11 protein-coding genes are annotated in these 17,419 nt (G+C 70.9%); 3 read left to right on the top strand and 8 right to left on the bottom strand.

Annotated features, from left to right (window positions below; translation table 11 throughout):
- Window positions 1-8: 8 nt before the first annotated feature.
- Both dxr and ACWD1U_RS15890 read right to left on the bottom strand, forming a co-directional pair.
- Window positions 9-1,265, bottom strand: a complete 1,257-nt coding sequence (gene dxr / locus ACWD1U_RS15895) for a 1-deoxy-D-xylulose-5-phosphate reductoisomerase (protein WP_451107869.1) — start codon at window positions 1,263-1,265, stop codon at window positions 9-11.
- Between the two features lie 98 nt (window positions 1,266-1,363).
- Window positions 1,364-3,304, bottom strand: a complete 1,941-nt coding sequence (locus ACWD1U_RS15890) for an acyl-CoA dehydrogenase family protein (protein WP_451107867.1) — start codon at window positions 3,302-3,304, stop codon at window positions 1,364-1,366.
- Between the two features lie 335 nt (window positions 3,305-3,639).
- Between ACWD1U_RS15890 and ACWD1U_RS15885 the strand changes: the two genes are divergently transcribed.
- The 3 genes from ACWD1U_RS15885 to ACWD1U_RS15875 all read left to right on the top strand — a co-directional run bounded on the left by ACWD1U_RS15885 (window position 3,640) and on the right by ACWD1U_RS15875 (window position 8,143).
- A complete protein-coding gene (locus tag ACWD1U_RS15885) occupies window positions 3,640-4,653 on the top strand; it encodes a LacI family DNA-binding transcriptional regulator (RefSeq protein ID WP_451107866.1) in 1,014 nt (337 codons plus the stop codon).
- A gap of 148 nt (window positions 4,654-4,801) precedes the next feature.
- A complete protein-coding gene (locus ACWD1U_RS15880) occupies window positions 4,802-6,844 on the top strand; it encodes a glycoside hydrolase family 31 protein (RefSeq protein ID WP_451107864.1) in 2,043 nt (680 codons plus the stop codon).
- A 111-nt stretch (window positions 6,845-6,955) separates the two neighbouring features.
- The gene (locus tag ACWD1U_RS15875) at window positions 6,956-8,143 is read left to right on the top strand and encodes a sulfotransferase family protein (RefSeq protein WP_451107863.1); all 1,188 of its coding nucleotides are present in this window, start codon (window positions 6,956-6,958) and stop codon (window positions 8,141-8,143) included.
- Window positions 8,144-8,178: 35 nt separating this feature from the next.
- Here ACWD1U_RS15875 and ACWD1U_RS15870 read toward each other — a convergent pair whose 3' ends face one another.
- From ACWD1U_RS15870 to ACWD1U_RS15845, 6 genes are all read right to left on the bottom strand, one after another.
- Window positions 8,179-8,892, bottom strand: coding sequence for a glycoside hydrolase family 12 protein (locus ACWD1U_RS15870; RefSeq protein ID WP_451107861.1), 714 nt, complete (start codon window positions 8,890-8,892; stop codon window positions 8,179-8,181).
- Between the two features lie 37 nt (window positions 8,893-8,929).
- Window positions 8,930-11,122: a glycosyl hydrolase family 95 catalytic domain-containing protein gene (locus ACWD1U_RS15865; RefSeq protein ID WP_451107859.1), complete on the bottom strand. Its 2,193-nt coding sequence runs from the start codon at window positions 11,120-11,122 to the stop codon at window positions 8,930-8,932.
- Window positions 11,119-13,101 (bottom strand): beta-galactosidase, encoded by a 1,983-nt coding sequence (locus ACWD1U_RS15860; protein ID WP_451107858.1) that lies wholly within the window; start codon window positions 13,099-13,101, stop codon window positions 11,119-11,121. Before ACWD1U_RS15860 ends, ACWD1U_RS15865 begins: the two co-directional genes overlap by 4 nt.
- A complete protein-coding gene (locus ACWD1U_RS15855; protein ID WP_451107857.1) occupies window positions 13,101-15,308 on the bottom strand; it encodes a WD40/YVTN/BNR-like repeat-containing protein in 2,208 nt (735 codons plus the stop codon). The genes ACWD1U_RS15860 and ACWD1U_RS15855 overlap by 1 nt, the downstream gene beginning before the upstream one ends.
- A gap of 137 nt (window positions 15,309-15,445) precedes the next feature.
- Window positions 15,446-16,381, bottom strand: a complete 936-nt coding sequence (locus ACWD1U_RS15850; protein ID WP_451107855.1) for a carbohydrate ABC transporter permease — start codon at window positions 16,379-16,381, stop codon at window positions 15,446-15,448.
- Window positions 16,378-17,412: an ABC transporter permease gene (locus ACWD1U_RS15845; RefSeq protein WP_451107854.1), complete on the bottom strand. Its 1,035-nt coding sequence runs from the start codon at window positions 17,410-17,412 to the stop codon at window positions 16,378-16,380. Before ACWD1U_RS15845 ends, ACWD1U_RS15850 begins: the two co-directional genes overlap by 4 nt.
- Between the last annotated feature and the right edge of the window lie 7 nt (window positions 17,413-17,419).

Raw genomic sequence — 17,419 nt, 5'->3', positions numbered from 1 at the left:
CAGGGTCGTCATGCACGGGCCTCCGCCGTCTGTGCCGCCAGTTGCCGGGCCCGGGCCCGCGCCCAGGTCTCCGCTTCGAGGACGTCCGACACGGTGAGCGAGGTTCCCGCACGCGGGGTGCCGTGCTCCTCGACGACCCGGGTGATGGTGTCCATGATCCCGTTGAAGGGCAGTGCGCCCCGGCGGAACGCCTCCACGCACTCCTCGTTGGCCGCATTGAACACCGCCGGGGCGGTGCCCGCGAGCTCGCCGACGTGCCGGGCGAGGTTCACCGAGGGGAAGGCCTCATTGTCGAGCGGGAAGAACTCCCAGGTCGAGGCCTTGCTCCAGTCGAAGGTGGGCGCCGCGTCGGGTACCCGCTCGGGCCAGCCGAGGCCGATCGCGATGGGCCCGCGCATGTCGGGCGGGGTCGCCTGGGCCAGTGTCGATCCATCCGTGAACTCAACCATCGAGTGGACATACGACTGGGGATGCACGACGACCTCAATGCGGTCGAAGGGAATGTCGTAGAGCAGGTGCGCCTCGATGACCTCCAGGCCCTTGTTGACGAGGGTCGCGGAGTTGATCGTGATGACCGGGCCCATGGCCCAGGTGGGGTGGGCGAGGGCGTCCTCGACGGTGACGTGGGACAGCTCCTCCTTGGTACGGCCGCGGAAGGGGCCGCCTGAGGCGGTGACGACCAGCTTGCGCACATCGGCGCGGGTGCCGGCGGCCAGGGCCTGGAAGAGGGCGGCGTGCTCGGAGTCGACCGGGATGATCTGCCCGGGCTTGGCGAGGGCCTTGACCAGCGGGCCGCCGACGATGAGCGACTCCTTGTTGGCGAGCGCGAGGGTGCGGCCCGCCTCCAGGGCGGCCAGGGTCGGGGCGAGGCCGATGGAGCCGGTGATGCCGTTCAGGACGGTGTGGCAGTCGGACGCCGCCAGCTGGGTGGCCGCGTCGGGGCCGGCCAGGATCCCGGGGAGCGGCTCGTCCGTGCCGTACTGCGCGGCCAGCGCCTCGCGCAGGGCGGGTACGACGTCCTCGCGGGCGACCGCGACGGTGCGCGCCCGCAGCCGGTGGGCCTGCTCGGCGAGGAGGGCGATCCGGCCGCCGTTGGCGGACAGGCCGGTGACCCGGAACCGGTCGGGGTTGCGCAGCACGAGGTCGATGGCCTGGGTGCCGATGGACCCGGTGGAGCCGAGGATCACCACGTCCTTCGGTCCGTCGCCCGCTGCGGGGTCGTAGACCAGGTGGGGATCGGCGAGGGGGGCTGGACTGTCGCTCATCCCTCCATTGTTGCCGTAAGGGCCGTGTGTGAGGACAGCGCATCCCCTTCCCCGGGGGGCGCGTGCCGTGCGGCCCCACGCCCCTCGGGGACGGCCGGTCAGCGGATCGGCCGATGGACGTTCTCCTTCCTGCTCGGCCCCGGTGTCGCGTCCGCGATCCAGGGGCCCTCGCCCGACGGGTCGACGATGCCCTGCTCCAACCACTCGTACGTGCCGGAGAGGACGCCCCTGACGACCTTGCGGTCGAGGTCGTCGGTGTTGGTCCACAGGCGGTTGAAGAGCTCTTCGATCCGGATGCGGGCCTGGCGGCAGAAGACGTCGGCGAGCTGGTAGGCCTCACGGCCGTGGTCGCCCTGGCCGCGCAGGAGTTCGGCGCGTACGCAGGTCGCGCTCATGGCGAACAGCTCGGCGCCGATGTCGACGATCCGGCCGAGGAAGCCCTGCTTGGACTCCATGCGGCCCTGCCAGCGGGACATGGCGTAGAAGGTGGAGCGGGCGAGCTTGCGGGCGGTGCGCTCGGCGTAGCGCAGGTGACCGGAGAGGTCCACGTCGTGCTTGAACTCGCTGTAGGAGGTGGGGAGCTGACCCGGGCCCGCGACCAGCTTGGGGAGCCACTTGGCGTAGAAGGCGCCCGCGTTCGCGCCCGCCTTCGCCTTGTCGCCGAGGGACTTCTCCGGGTTGATGAGGTCACCGGCGACCGAGAGGTGGGCGTCGACGGCCTCGCGTGCGATGAGGAGATGCATGATCTCCGTCGAGCCCTCGAAGATGCGGTTGATGCGCAGGTCGCGCAGCACCTGCTCGGCGGGTACGCCGCGCTCGCCGCGGGCACGGAGGGACTCGGCCGTCTCGAAGCCGCGGCCGCCGCGGATCTGGACGAGTTCGTCGGCCATCAGCCAGGCCATCTCGGAGGCGTACAGCTTGGCGAGGGCGCCTTCGATGCGGATGTCGTTGCGGTCCTCGTCGGCCATCTGCGAGGCCAGGTCCGTCACGGCCTCCAGGGCGAAGGTGGTGGCAGCGATGAAGGAGATCTTGGAGCCGACCGCCTCGTGGTGCGCGACGGGTTTGCCCCACTGCTCGCGGGCCGCCGACCACTCCCGGGCGATCTTCAGGCACCATTTGCCGGCCGCCACGCAGGACGCGGGCAGGGAGAGCCGCCCGGTGTTGAGCGTGGTCAGCGCGATCTTCAGGCCCTGGCCCTCCTCGCCGACACGGTTGGCGGCGGGGACGCGGACCTGGTGGAAGCGGGTGACGCCGTTCTCGATGCCGCGCAGGCCCATGAAGGCGTTGCGGTTCTCGACGGTGACGCCCGGCGAGTTGGTCTCCACGACGAACGCGGTGATGCCGCCCCTGTGGCCCTCGCTCTTCGGCACCCGGGCCATCACGACCAGCAGGTCGGCGACCACGCCGTTGGTGGTCCACAGCTTCACTCCGTCGAGGACGTAGTCGTCCCCGTCGGGCACGGCCGTGGTGGCCAGGCGGGCCGGGTCGGAGCCGACGTCCGGCTCGGTGAGCAGGAACGCGCTGATGTCGGTGCGGGCGCAGCGCGGCAGGAAGCGCTCGCGCTGCTCCGGTGTACCGAACAGCTTCAGCGGCTGGGGGACGCCGATCGACTGGTGCGCGGAGAGCAGCACGCCGATCGCGGGGCTGGCGGAGCCGACCAGGGCGAGCGCCTTGTTGTAGTACACCTGTGTGAGGCCGAGCCCGCCGTACTTGGTGTCGACCTTCATGCCCAGGGCGCCGAGCTCCTTCAGCCCGTCGATCACCTCGTCGGGGATCCGGGCCTCGCGCTCGATCAGTGCCCCGTCGACCTTCGTCTCGACGAAGTCGCGGAGCTTGGCGAGGAACTCCTCGCCGCGCTGGGCGGCCTCGTCGGTGGGGAGGGGGTGAGGGTGGATGAGGTCGAGCCGGAAGCGGCCGAGGAACAACTCCTTGGCGAAGCTGGGCTTGCGCCAGTGCTGTTCCCGGGCGGCCTCCGCCACCTCGCGGGCTTCCCGCTCGGTGACGGCGGGACGGGAAGAGGGGGTGGTGGAAGCGGACATGAGGTTCACCTCGCCGCATAGAGGCAAATTATGGACCGTACGGTACCGACCAGTGCTACTGGATCGTTGGTACCCGAAACCGGACGCTCCCACCAGTCCTCGCGCGTCCGTTCAGCCGAAGGGGGCCAAGTACTCCCGGCACTTGTCGCGCGCCTGACGAGGGTGTTGCATCGGGGTGCCGAACGGGAGTCGCACGCCGCTTCGCGAATTCGGTATCGAAGCGCTTCGACAACCTATGGACACCCACACCCGCTGGAGCTACTGTCGAACCACCCTCACTCACTCCCATCAGCAATGCGCACTGTCGAAGCGCTTCACAAAGCTTGGAGAGCTGGATGGTCACCCTCGCCGAGGTCGCCCAGCACGCCGGAGTCTCGGCGAGCACGGTGAGCTATGTCCTCAGCGGCAAGCGGTCCATCTCCGCGACCACCCGCCAGCGGGTCGAGCGGAGCATCCGCGAGCTCGGGTACCACCCGAACGCCGGGGCGCGCGCACTGGCCAGCAGCAAGTCGAACATCATCGCGCTGATGATCCCGCTGCGCACGGACATGTACGTGCCCGTGATGATGGAGATCGCCATCGCCGTGGCGACCTCGGCGCGCACGCACGGGTACGACGTGCTGCTGCTCACCGGCGAGGAGGGCCCGGACGCGGTGCGCCGCGTCGCCGGGAGCGGGCTCGCCGACGGGATGATCCTGATGGACGTCGAACTCGACGACGAGCGGCTTCCGTTGCTGCGCGCGACGGACCAGCCGTCCGTGCTCATCGGGCTGCCCGCCGACACCGCCGGTCTGACCTGCGTCGATCTGGACTTCAGGGCGACGGGCGCGCTGTGCGTGGAGCACCTGGCGAAGCAGGGTCACCAGGACATCGCTGTCATCGGGGAGGCCCCTGCCGTCTACGAGCGGCACACGGGCTTCGCCGAACGCACCCTCGACGGGCTCCGGTCCCGTGCCCGGGAAATGGGCGTCCGGCTGCTGCACCGGCCGTGCGAGGGCGGGTACGACGCGATGGCGGTGACGCTTGCCCGGATCCTCGACGAACGCCCGGACACCTCGGGGCTCATCGTGCAGAACGAGTCGGCGATCGAGCCGCTGCTCGCGCTGCTGCGGCAGCAGGGCCGGGCCGTGCCGGAGGACGTGTCGGTGGTCGCGATCTGCCCGGACCAGGTGGCGATGCAGGCCTCGGTGCGGCTGACGTCGGTCGCCATCCCCGCCCAGGAGATGGGCCGGCACGCGGTGGAACACCTGGTCGCCAAGCTCGAGGGGCGCGGCGGCGACGAGGTCGTGCTGATCGCGCCCGAGCTGACCGTACGGGGGAGCACGGGGCCGGCGCCCAGCCGGTCGTAGTCCCCTCGCGTCTCCTGTCCCTCCTCCGCTGCCCCGGCCTCCCCTGCCCCCTCGCTGGGCACCACCCTGTCGAACACCAGCCACCTCTCAGGGCGCCCTCATGCCCGCACACCTCTGTCCGCACTCCTCCAGGAGCACAGGAGCCCGCGTGAACCAGCCTGCTGAAACCCAGACCCAGGTGAGCCTGGCGCAGTCCTCCCCCACTGTCGGCACCTTCCGCGAGCGGGACGGCGCGCTGGAGTGGAGCGGCCGCCAGGAGACCGTACGGATCGAGCCGTGGGGTCCGGACGCGGTCCGGGTGCGTGCCCGGCTCGGCGGCCCGGTCCTTCAAGGGCTTCCGGGCGCACTCCTCGACGAGGCCCCCGCGACGTCGTCCACGGTGAAGATCGAGGGCGGCCGCGGACAGCTGACCGTCGGGGCGCTCACCGTGGAGGTCAGCGCCGAGGGCCTGATCCGCTTCCTGCGCACCGAGGACGGCGGCGAGATCCTCGCCGAGGACCGCGCCCACTTCTGGTGGCCCGGCTCACGCCTCTACACGGCCGTCGGCAACGGCCACCACCGCCTGGAGCAGCGCTTCGCCGCCTACGACGACGAGAAGCTGTACGGCCTCGGTCAGCACCAGCACGGGCGCCTGGACCAGAAGGGCCTGGTGCTGGACCTGGTCCAGCGCAACGCCGAGGTCGGCATCCCGGTGCTGACCTCCAGCCGCGGCTACACGCTGCTGTGGAACAACCCGGCGATCGGCCGCGTGGAGCTGGCCCACAACGGCACGCGCTGGGTCGCCGACTCGGCCCGGCAGATCGACTACTGGATCACGGCCGGCGACCCGGCCGCCGCCCAGCGCCGCTACAGCGCGGTGACCGGCCGGACGCCGATGCTGCCCGAGTGGGCGGCGGGCTTCTGGCAGTGCAAGCTGCGCTACCGCACCCAGGACGAACTCATGGCGGTGGCCCGGGAGTACAAGCGCCGGGGTCTGCCCATCTCGGCGATCGTCTGCGACTTCTTCCACTGGACGCACCTCGGCGAGTGGAAGTTCGACCCGAAGGAGTGGCCGGACCCGGCGGCGATGGTGCGCGAGCTGGAGGAGCTCGGCATCAAGCTGGTGGTGAGCGTCTGGCCGTCGGTGTCGCCGCTGAGCGAGAACCACCCGGTCATGGAGCAGCGCGGCTACTTCATCGGCACCCAGTACGGCCCTATGGCGCACGCCGACTGGCCCGACAAGGAGGTCGCCTCCACGGTCCAGGTGGCCTTCTACGACGCCACCAACCCGGACGCCCGGGAGTTCGTGTGGTCGAAGGTGAAGGAGAACTACCTCGACCCGTACGGCATCACGGCGTTCTGGCTGGACGCCTGCGAGCCGGAGCTGAAGCCGGGCTTCCAGGAGAACCTGCGCTACTGGGCGGGTCCCGGCCTGGAGGTCGGCAACATCTACCCGGCCGAGAACGCCCGCACCTTCTACGAGGGCCTCGTCGCCACCGGCGAGGAGGAGGTCGTCAGCCTCAACCGCTCGGCCTGGGCGGGCAGTCAGCGCTACGGCGCCGCGCTGTGGTCCGGGGACATCGGCACCGACTTCCCGACCCTGCGCCGCCAGATCGCGGCCGGCCTCAACACGGCCCTGTCGGGCATCCCGTGGTGGAACACCGACATCGGCGGCTTCCACGGCGGCGACCCGGACGACCCGGCGTACCGGGAGGTGATGGTCCGCTGGTTCCAGTTCGGCGCGCTGTCCCCGCTGATGCGCCTGCACGGCTTCCGCGACCCGGGCATGCCGCTGGGCCCTCAGATGACCGGCGGCCCGAACGAGGTGTGGTCCTACGGCGAGGAGGCCGGGGCCGTCCTGGAGAAGTACCTGCGGCTGCGCGAGCGGCTCAAGCCGTACGTGCTGGACGTGATGCGCGCGGCCCACGAGGAGGGACTGCCGGTGATGCGGCCGCTGTTCCTGGAGTTCCCCGACGACCAGGCGACCTGGTCGGTCGACGACTCCTACCTGTTCGGCCCGGACCTGCTGGTCGCGCCGGTGCTGACGGCCGGCGCCACGGCCCGTAGGGCGTATCTGCCGGCGGGGGCCGTCTGGACGGACGCCTGGACGGGTGAGACCTACGAGGGCGGGCAGGCCGTGACGGTCGACGCCCCGCTGGACCGCATCCCGCTGTTCCTGCGGGACGGGGCGCGGCTGCCTGTAGCGGAGTAGCCGCGTCGCAAGGGGGTGGCCGGATCGATGGAGGTCTTCCGGCCACCCCTTTCACCTGTTCGGCCAACTTCCCTCCAGCGGAGACGGGTTCCGACGGAATAGGTTTCCGGCATGTCCACGCCTCCGCTCGCCCTCACCCTGGCGAACCTGCTGCTGCGGCCCGCCTTCGGCTCCCGCCGTGACCCCGGCCGGATCTTCGACCGCATCGTGGTGGAAGCCGGGGAGGCGCCGGGAGACCGGGAGTTCGTCGACGGCTTCCGGTCCCTGCTGGGCTGGTGGGCGAAGGCCGAGAACCTCACCCCGGTCGGCTGGCAGTCCGCGCAGGCGCACGTCCGGCGGCATCTCGCCAACCGCGCCCGGGTGCGGCGGCTGATCGCCGAGCATCCGGACATCGAGCGGGAGCCCATCGAGAAGCCGGTGTTCGTCGTGGGGCTGCCGCGCACCGCGACCACGGTCACGCACTCCGTGCTGTCGATCTCGGACGAGCACCGGTGTCCCCTGCTGTGGGAACTGCTCGGACCCGACCTGGAGCTGCCGCCCCGGCAGCGGCGCAAGGCGATCACGGCCGGGCGCCGGCTGGTGCAGGGCACGGACCTCTTCGCGCCGCGTTTCCACGACATCCACGCGATGGCCGCCGAGGACCCCGAGGAGTGCACGTTCGCGCTCCCGCACGCCGTGATGCCGGTCTCCCAGGCCCGTATCCCCGAGTACCTGGCCTGGCACTGCGAGCGGGACTTCACGGCCGACTACCGGTACCTCAAGCAGGTCTACCAGGTGTTGCAGTACGGCCGTCCGCGGCGGCGCTGGATGCTGAAGTCGCCCATGCACCTGGAGAACCTGGACGCGCTGCGCACGGTCTTCCCCGACGCGACGATCGTGTGGTGCCACCGCGACCCGGTCACCGTCGTGGCGTCCTTCTGTTCCCTGATCGAGCACGGCATGGCCGTCAGCACCCGCCCGCTCGACCTGGCCGGCATCGGCGCCACCTGGCTGGGACTGCTGAGCCGTGCCATGACGCGCGGCCTCGCGGCCCGGCCCGCCATCCCTGCGGAGCGGCTGGTGGACGCCCCGTACTCCTGGCTCGGCTCCGACCCCGCGACCGGCGCCCCGAAGCTCTACGCGGCCGTCGGCGCCCCCTGGACCGAGGCCGACGCGGCCCGCCTCCCCGCGGCCGTCGCCCGCCCCGAGGGCACCCGCAAGCACACTTATGACCTGTCCCGCTACGGCCTGACCCGGTCCGAGGTCGAGTCGGCCTTCGCGGGCTACAACGCGCTGCGGGCCGAGGTCGAGCGCGCCTGAACGGCACGACCGGCCCCGGCCCTGAGACCCGAGGATCAGCTGCTGCTGACCGTCAGGTTGTTGGTGGTGAAGTTCAGACCGCCGGACGACGAGGTGATCTCGTAGCCGAACTGCACGTCACCGATGGTCTCGTTGCCCATCCACCTCTTGGTGTCCTTGATCCACTTCAGGATGGGCAGCATGTTGACGCTGCCGGAGTTGGAGTCGGACGTCCGCAGGAACGAGAAGACCTCGTTGTGGCCGTTGCTGCCCTTGTAGACGTTCCACGTGTGGCCGCCGAGGGTCACGCTGCCCTGGGAGGTGCCGATCGGGCCGACGGCGCCGTTGTAGTTCATCCAGAGCATGATCTCGTAGTCGTAGTCGGTGTCCCAGATGTCGTACGACGTGTTGTACGCGCCGGACGACGGGACGCTGACGTTGTAGTTGCTGCTGAGCGAGGAGAGGGAGGTGATCGACTTGTTGATCACCTTCTTCGAGTTGGGGTAGGACTTGATGCCGCCGGTGTTGGGGTGGTTGGCCCAGACCCCCCAGTTGGTGCCGGAGTTGGCCCAGACGCACTGGCTGCCGGCGCCGGAGCCCCAGATGTTGTTGTAGAGCGTGTAGCCGTTCAGGCTCGTGTTGCCCCACTGGTCGCAGGAGTTCCAGACGGCGGCGGAGGCGGGGGCGGAGGCGAGGCCGACGGTGGCACCGAGCGCGAGGGCCGGGGCCAGCAGTGCCTTGGTGATCCTGCTCAGTGTGCGTGTTGCCATGGTGTCCCTTCCATGGGTGGGGGGAACTGCGGGGGGATCACCGCGCCCTCACGGTGAGGACGCGGTCTTCTCCGGCGACGAGGTCGAGGGGCTCGGCGGCGGAGGAAGTCCTGAGTTCGACGCGGACGGTACGGCTCGGCCGGATGACGGCGGTGGCGCCGTCCGGGCTCCAGGTGAGGTCCAGTCCGGCCCCGAACCGCGTGCGCACACCGCGCAGTGCGCCGCTGGGGTACGCCGTCGGCAGCGCGGGCAGCAGGACCAGCCGGTGGGGGGTCGACTGCACGAGCATCTCGATCAGCACGGCGGGCAGGGTGTGCGCGGCGTCGGCGTTGTAGACGTCGCGGCCGGGGTAGTGCGCGCTCATCAGGGAGGCGTGGAAGAAGTCGCCGTCCAGGACCTGGCCGAGGGCGTGGGCGACGCGGTCGCCGTCCCTGAGCCGGGCCGCGATGAGGGCGTGGTGCAGGTGGCCGTGCGCGGAGTCGTTCTCGGCTCCGCGCAGTTCGAGAGCGCGGTGCGCGGCGGCGGCGAGAGGGGGGGTGTCGTAGGGGGTGATCTCGTCGAGCGGCCAGACGCCGTACAGGTGGCTGAGGTGGCGGTGGTCGTAGGAGTCGTAGAGGCCGGGCCAGGTCCACTCCGCGAGGGCCCCGTTCTCGTTGATCCGGTGCGGCGGGAGCCGGTCGGCGAGGGCGCTCCAGCGGTCGGCGTCCGGGGTGTCCGGGTGGTAGGCGGCGGCCGTGCGCAGGGCGTGGCGGGCCGCGGAGAGGTCCATGGCGGCGTTGATCGTGCCCCAGCTCGCGTTGGCGGGGCGGTTCTCGGGTGAGTAGGAGGGGACGACGACGAGGTGGCCGTCCTCGTCGGTGCGGGTGAGGAAGTCCTCGTAGAAGAGGGCGACTTCGGCCAGTGCGGCGGCGGTGCGCGGGTCGCGGGTGCCCTGTGTCTCGTCGTGGTCGACGAGCGGCTTGAGCAGCCAGTCGGCGCCGGCGGTCCACAGGTGCAGGGGGTATTCGCGGTTGTAGTGGTAGGAGTGGCCGGACTCGCCGTCGGTGTGGGCGGGGGCGACCACGCCCCGGGTACCGAAGATCGCACGGGCGTTGTCGCGCCAGTCGGGGAGCTGGCGGTCGATCAGGTTCGCGTGGGCCTCGGCGACCTCGGGGAGGGCGGCGGCAGCGGCGGAGGCCGTCTGGAGGTTGAGGTTGGCGTCGTTGGTGAACGCGCCCGACCAGGCGGTGTTCCAGTCTCCGGTCCACAGCCCGGTCAGGCGGGGCGGGAAGAGGCCGCTCGCGGACAGCAGGTGGTAGCGGCCGGCGGCGAAGAGGCGCTCCAGCAGGGCGGCGCTGCGGGGCTGCTTCAGCAACTCGGATCCGGGCAGGGCCCGTTCGGCGGGATCGGCGGTGAGGTCGAGGGTGACGCGCTCGTAGGCGGTGCGGTGCGGGGTGACGTGGCGGTCGAGGAGTGCGTCGTAGTCGGCGGGCAGGTCGCGCAGGGCCCGGCCCTCCGCGACCACGTCGAGTTCGCCGGTGTGCCGGTGCACCCGGGTGAGGAGCAGCGCGGACCGGGCGCCCTCGATGCGCACGCCCGGGGGCACCAGGGTCGTCGTGCCCCCGGTGACGGTGACCTGTGTGACGCCGGTGCAGGACCGGTCGCTGCCCGGGTAGCGGGCGCGCAGGCTCAGCAGCGCGCCCTCGGGGGTGAGGACGGCCCCGTGGCCGATGCCCAGCCCGGCGGGGGCACCGGGCAGCCGGTGGTCCAGCTCGATGTCGAGGGTGAGGCCGGGGCCGGTGACGTGCTGGACGATCACGTCGTCGGCGCGGGAGACGAAGACCCGGCTCGTCCAGCCGGCGCAGGTCGCGCTCACCACGCCGGTGGTGAAGTCGACCTCGCGGCGGTAGTCGTGACGGGCGTCGGCGGGCCTGTCCAGCCGGACCTGGAAGGCCGGGTGGAAGGGCTGCACCCACTGGTGGGGGCGGCCGTCCGTGAAGCTCTCGGCGGCGGTCGTGTCACCCGCGAGGAGTCGGTCCTGGAGGGCGGGGAGGTCGGCGGCGAGCTGCGGGGGCCGGGGGTCCCTGCCGTTGGGCCGCACCAGGGTGTGGTGCGTGACGATGACCCGTTCAGCGTTCGGGTCACCGAACACAAGGGCGCCGTGATGGCCGTTGCCGCTGAGAAAGGCGTCCTCCCAGCGGGTGGCCGGATGCGGCTCCCAGGTGCCGTGGACGGGTGCGGAGGCGGTCATGGCCGGAGCACCGCCGCCTCGTAGCGGCCGAGGGTGACCCGGCCGGTGACGTCCGTGCCCGTCAGCAGGTCGTGGTGGGTGCCGGGCACCTCGACGGTCACCGGCTCGCGGCCGTGGTTGAGCACGAACAGCAGCTCCCCCCGGCGTACGCCCTCGACCTGCTCGGGCAGGCCGTCGAGCACCGGGCGGACCCCCGCGCCCTGAGCGATCGAGGCCAGCAGGTCGCGCAGCGACTCGGGCTCCGGGAGCGTGGAGAGGTACCAGGCCCTGCCCTTGCGCAGGACCGCGGGCAGTCCGTCGAGCTCGCCGCCCTTGTACGGCACGGTCTCCTCGGCGGTGCCGTCCCCCTCCAGCTCCTCGGACCACAGCGTGCCCCGGAAGCCCTCGCAGGCGACGGTCTCCCCCGCGTCCAGCGGCCACCACTCGTGCAGCGTGCGGATGCCGAACAGCTCCCGCAGCCGGGCGTCCATGCCGCCGGGACGCACACGGTCGTCCTCGTCGGCGACGCCGGTGAGGAATCCGCAGACGAGGGTGCCGCCCTGCAGTACGTAGGCGAGGAGGTTGTCGATCGCCGCGTCGGTGAGCGCGTACAGCTGGGGCACGACGACCACCGAGTACGGCGTCAGGTCGTGCTCGGGGTGGGCGAAGTCGGTGGTGAGGTGGGCCTGCCACAGGGCCCGGTGCCAGGCACGCAGGACGTCCGGGTACTCCACCCGGCTGGACAGGCGGCCGTCCTGGGCGCCGGCCCACCAGGCGTGCCAGTCGTGCAGGACGGCCACGTTGGCGGTGATGTGCCGGCCGGCCACCGCCGGGGCGATCCGCTCCAGATCGGCGCCGAGCCGCTTGACCTCCTGGTACGTCCGGCCCTCCTCCCCGGCGTGGCTGACCATGCCGGAGTGGAACTTCTCGGCGCCCTGCCGGGACTGCCGCCACTGGAAGTAGCAGACGGCGTCGGCGCCCCGGGCCACCGCCTGGAGCGACCAGAGCCGGTTGAGGCCCCGAGGCTTGGGGTGGTTCACGCCCCGCCAGTTGACCGGCCCGGCCGCCTGCTCCATGAGCATCCACGGCCCGCGTGCCTGGGAGCGGGTCATGTCCTGGACGAGAGCGCCGTTCTGCGCGCCGAGCGGGTCGCGCGGGTCGGGGTAGAGGTCGACCGAGACGACGTCCTCCTCCTCCGCCCAGCGCCACGCGTCCTGCCCGAACCACAGCGGCATGAAATTGCTGGTGACCGGGAGGTGCGGAGTGTGCCGACGGACGATGTCGCGCTCGGCGGCATAGCACTCCAGGAGCATGTCGGAGGTGAAGCGCCGGAAGTCCAGGACCTGGGCGGGGTTGCGCATGTAGTGCGGCAGCCGGGGCGGCAGGACGCCGTCCCAGCAGTCGTAGCCCTGACTCCAGAAGGCGGTTCCCCAGGCCTCGTTGAGAGCGTCGAGCGTGCCGTACTTCTCGCGCAGCCAGCGGCGGAAGGCTGCCGCGGCCTCGTCGCCGTAGTCGAAGGTGCAGTACTCGTTGTTGATGTGCCACATCGTCAGGGCCGGGTGGCTTCCGTAGCGGGCGGCCAGGTCCTCGGTGATGGCGGCGGCGTAGCGCCGGTAGGTGGCGCTGGAGTGCGAGAAGTGCTGGCGACCGCCCCACCACTCGATGCGGCCCTCCTCGGTGACGGGCAGGGTGTCGGGGTGCAGCCGGCCCATCCAGGGCGGGGGCGCGGAGGTCGGGGTGGCGAGGACGACACCGATACCGCCTGCGTGCATCAGGTCCATCAGCGTGTCGAGCCAGCCGAACTCCCGCGCGCCCGGCTCCGGCTCGAGCGTCGACCAGGAGAAGACGCCGAGGGTGACCGAGTTGACGCCCGCGGCCTTCATGAGCCGGACGTCCTCGCGCCAGGTCTCCTCGGGCCACTGCTCCGGGTTGTAGTCGCCGCCGAAGAGGAGACGGCCCCGGGTGGCATCACTCAGGCCGGGCCCTTTTCGCTGCTGCATCAGACGGGCTCCCCGTACTGCACTCCGCGCCCGTTGGTGGCGATGTAGACCCGGCCGTACACCCGCGGGTCGCCGGTGATGGCCGCGCCGATCCAGCCCCACTGGTGCTGGTCGTCGTTGATCCGCGTCCAGGTCTTCGCCTCGTCGTCCGAGCGGTACACGGCGGTGATCGTCTCGGTGGAGCCGACCATGTAGACCGCCGGGTAGGAGGCGCCCTCGGCGGCCTTGCCGAAGCCGAGGGTGTACGACGCCCAGCAGCTGCCGACCTTGGTGAAGGTGGCGCCGCCGTCGGTGGAGCGGTAGAGCCCGTTCCACTTCAGGCTCAGCCACAGGTGACCGGAGCGCCCGGGGGCCGCCGTCAACTGGAACTCGCTGTCGCCCGAGTTCAGGCCGGTGGCCCGCGCGGAGAAGGTCCGGCCGCCGTCGGTGCTGGCGTGGAGCGTGCCGGTGGTGGTGTCGAAGGCGTAGAAGCGGTTCGGATCGACCGGGTCCGCGACCGGGGCGGCGCCCTTCGGGTAGGAGGTGACCTCGGTCCAGGTGGCGCCGTTGTCCGCCGAGCGGTGGGCCGGGTACCTGGTGCCGTCCCAGTGCACGAAGGACCACAGCAGCACGCCGCCGTCGGCGCTGGTGGCGATCGGCCCCGGCGCGTCCTTGGCGATGGCGGGTTGCGTCTTGAAGGGCGCCCAGGTCTTTCCGCCGTCGTTCGAGTAGGCACCGTTGCCGTTGTCCCCCCACCCGGCCCGCACGACGTACGACGGCTTGGCCGCGGCCAGCGCGAGTCCCGTCGCCGTGCCGAACACCGGGTTCGACGCCATGCCGCGCGACGGCGATGCCGTGAGCCGCTCGTGGTACATCACGCCGATGTCCCCGGACCCGCTGATCAGGTGCGCCTCGCCGGTCGGAGGCGAGACCAGCTGGCGTACGGAGGCCTCCTCCAGACCGCGGATCTCCGGGGCCCAGTTCTTGAGGTCACGGGTGCCGTAGAGGGTCGCGCCGGTGCCGTAGACGATGTGCTCGGAGTCGAACGGGTCGAGGCCGACGGCCTGGATCCACCAACCGAACTTGGGCTTGTCGCCGCCCCACTTGAGGTACGGCGTCTCGGAGACGTCGAGGACGGCCCTGTCCTTCAGGGAGGTCCAGGTGCGGCCGCCGTTGGTGGAGCGGTAGACGGTGTCGATGTCGGCCCAGCGGTTGTTCGTCGAGACGACGAGCGTACCGGGCCGGCGGGCGTCCACGGCGACACCGCCGTAGCCGAAGGCGTCGGCGGAACCGTCGGCCGTCGTGCCGCCCGGCTTCACCGGGGTGACCTCGCTCCACCTCCCGCTGCTGACGCGCAGCTTGTGCACACTGCCGTCGGACTGCCCGTTGGGGCCGGGTGCGTTGGCGTACGTCACGAACAGCTCGCGCGTGTGCCGGTCGTACGCGGCCCGGATCGGGACCTTGGCCGCGGTGCCGGCGGGCTGCCCGGGGACGGCCTCCCAGGTCGTGCCGTCGGCGGTTCGGTAGAGGTTCGCGGAGGTGCCGTCGGAGTCGCCCCAGCCTGCGTAGACGGTGCGGCCCGCCGCGACGAGGAGGGTGATGCCCTGGCCGGTGGCGCTGGGGGTGGCCGGGAAGCTCACGGCCTTCCAGGTGGCGCCCCGGTCGGTCGACTTGAGCAGCCCGTCGTGCCGGGTGCCGAGCCACAGAGTGTCACTGTTCCGCGGGTCGACGAGCAGCCGCTCCCCGCAGCCACGCCCGTCCTCGTTGGCCCCGAGCTTGACGGTCAGGTCGGTGCGCTTCCAGGTGGCCCCCCGGTCCTCGGACCGCAGTACGGCCCCGTTGCCGGCCCAGGACTGCGCGTACGTGCCGAGGGCGAGGTACAGCCGGTTCGGATGGGCCGGGTCGACGGCCATGGCCTCGACGCCGAGCAGGTTCCAGTCGTCCCAGCCGATGTGGTCGGTCAGCGGAATCCACCGGTCGGTCCGGTCGTCCCAGCGGTAGGCACCGCCGATGTCGGTACGGGCGTAGGCGAGGCCGCGGACGGAGGGGTGGAAGAGGACGCCGGTGACGAACCCGGTGCCGCCCTGGACGGCGTTGCGCCAGCGGTACGCGGCCCCGGCGGGAGCGGCGGCCTGCGCACGTCCCTGGACCATCGGAAGGGAGACGACCGCGGCGGCGACAGCGGTCCCGGCCAGCACGGAGCGTCTGCTGAGATGAAACGTGCTCATGACATACCTCGGTTCATGCGAAGGGGGGAAGTGGGTGCCCCTTCTTCGGGGGCGCGGGGAACTGCGCGACAAGCCCAAACAGAGCCGCGGACAGCGAAGGACCGACAGTCCTACGGCGGGACGTCACTCAAGGGGCGTCACCCCTTGACGGCCCCCGTGAGCATGCCCTTCTTGAAGTGCCTCTGGACGAAGGGGGACATGACGGCGACCGGCAGGAGGGCCATCACCATCACGGCCATCTGCACGGCGAGCCCCGACAGCTGACCGGTCTTGATGGCCTGGCCCAGACCGACCGGCGCCTCCTGCTTCTGCACGAGCTGGATCATGACGTTCTGCAGCGGCATCATGTCCTGGTCGTTCAGGTACAGGGAGGCGTTGAACCAGGCGCTCCAGTACCCGACGGCGTAGAACAGCGTGATAACGGCGAGCACCGCCCGCGACAACGGCATGACGATCTGCCGCAGGATCCGGAATTCCCCGGCCCCGTCGATCCGCGCACTGTCGATGAGCTCCTGCGAGATCCCCATGAAGAAGCCGCGCAGCACGAGGATGTTGAAGACGCTGAGGGCACTCGGCAGGATCAGCGCCAGATAGCTGTCGGTCAGGCCGAGGGACTGCACCAGAAGGTAGGTCGGGATGAGACCGGCGCTGAAGAACATGGTCGCCAGCAGCGTCATCAGGATCCAGCGGTGGCCGAGGGAGCCGCTGCGGGACAGGCCGTAGGCACACAGGACGGACACCGTCATCGAGAACAGCGTGCCGACCAGGGTGACGAGGACGCTGATGATCGCCGCGCGGGTGACCTGGCCGCCGCTGAGCAGTTCCTGGTAGGCGATGAAGGTGATGTCCTTGGGCACCATCACCAGGCCGCCGGCCTCGTCGATGGTCTTGCGTGAGGACAGGCTGGTGACGACCACGATCCAGAGCGGGAAGAGGATCGCCAGGCAGGCCAGCGACAGGGCGAGGCCCTTGCCGGCGAGACCGGCCCTGGAGGGCGCCTCCTCCCAGGCCGGCCGGGGCGGCGCCTCCCACCAGCCAGGTTCCTTCACCGGCTTGTCGATGACGGCGCTCACTTCTTGTACACCCCCTGCTCGCCCATAAGATGGGCCACCTTGTTCGCGGCGAGGACCAGGCCGATGCTGATCACGCCCTTGATGAGTCCGGCGGCGGCCGCGTAGCCGAAGTCCTGGTTGCGCACGCCGTTCCACCACACGAAGGTGTCGAGGACCTCGGCCGCGCCCGGTCCGACGGCGTCGCGTTGCAGCAGGATCTGCTCGAAACCGACGGTGAGGGCGTCGCCGACCCGCAGGACCAGCAGCAAGGCGATCACCGGGCGCAGCGCGGGCAGCGTGACATGCCACATGCGGCGCCAGCGGCCGGCGCCGTCCATCGCGGCGGCCTCGTACAGGTCCGGGCTGACCGAGGCCAGCGCGGCGAGGAAGACGATGATCCCCCACCCGGCGTCCTTCCACACGCTCTGCGCGGTGATCAGGAGGGCGAAGGTGTTCGGGTCGGTCATGATGTTGAGGCCGTTGTAATCGTGCTGCCGCAGCAGCTGGGAGAGGATGCCCGCGCCGCCGAAGATTTGCTGGAAGACGGCGATGACCAGCACCCAGGAGAAGAAGTGCGGCAGGTAGAGAACGGCCTGTGCCACCGCCCGCACCCGGGGCCTGACCACGCTGTTGATGAGCAGCGCGAGCAGGATCGGGATCGGGAAGAACAGCACGAGCTGGAGGGAGAACAGCACCAGCGTGTTCTGGAGGGCGTTCCAGAACGCCGAGTCCTCGAAGATCCGCTGGAAGTTCTCCATGCCCACGAAGGGGCTGTTCAGCATGGAGACGATGCCGTTGTCGCTGATGTAGGGGTCGTAGTCCTGGAAGGCGACGACGTTGCCGAGGATCGGCAGGTAGTTGAAGACCAGGACCAGCACGACGGCCGGCAGGGTCATCAGGAGCAGGACGCGGTCGCGTCTGAACCTGAGCCGCAGGCTCAGTTTCCCCGAGGGTCGCTTCTCCGGTGAACCGGTGGCGCCGCCGGACGCCACCGAGGTCCTCTCCGTCATGTCGGCCTCGGCCCTGCTCCGAGGCACCGTGCTGTGGGACACGGCCGTT

This window comes from Streptomyces sp. NPDC002788 (assembly GCF_053592115.1).
Note: the sequence above shows the minus strand (reverse complement) of the source record. Positions and strands in the feature narration are given on the sequence as shown.

Coding starts and splice junctions, on each gene's coding strand:
- dxr (WP_451107869.1), bottom strand. CDS start 1,265: ATGAGCGACAGTCCAGCCCCCCTCGCCGATCCCCACCTGGTCTACGAC.
- ACWD1U_RS15890 (WP_451107867.1), bottom strand. CDS start 3,304: ATGTCCGCTTCCACCACCCCCTCTTCCCGTCCCGCCGTCACCGAGCGG.
- ACWD1U_RS15885 (WP_451107866.1), top strand. CDS start 3,640: ATGGTCACCCTCGCCGAGGTCGCCCAGCACGCCGGAGTCTCGGCGAGC.
- ACWD1U_RS15875 (WP_451107863.1), top strand. CDS start 6,956: ATGTCCACGCCTCCGCTCGCCCTCACCCTGGCGAACCTGCTGCTGCGG.
- ACWD1U_RS15870 (WP_451107861.1), bottom strand. CDS start 8,892: ATGGCAACACGCACACTGAGCAGGATCACCAAGGCACTGCTGGCCCCG.
- ACWD1U_RS15865 (WP_451107859.1), bottom strand. CDS start 11,122: ATGACCGCCTCCGCACCCGTCCACGGCACCTGGGAGCCGCATCCGGCC.
- ACWD1U_RS15860 (WP_451107858.1), bottom strand. CDS start 13,101: ATGCAGCAGCGAAAAGGGCCCGGCCTGAGTGATGCCACCCGGGGCCGT.
- ACWD1U_RS15855 (WP_451107857.1), bottom strand. CDS start 15,308: ATGAGCACGTTTCATCTCAGCAGACGCTCCGTGCTGGCCGGGACCGCT.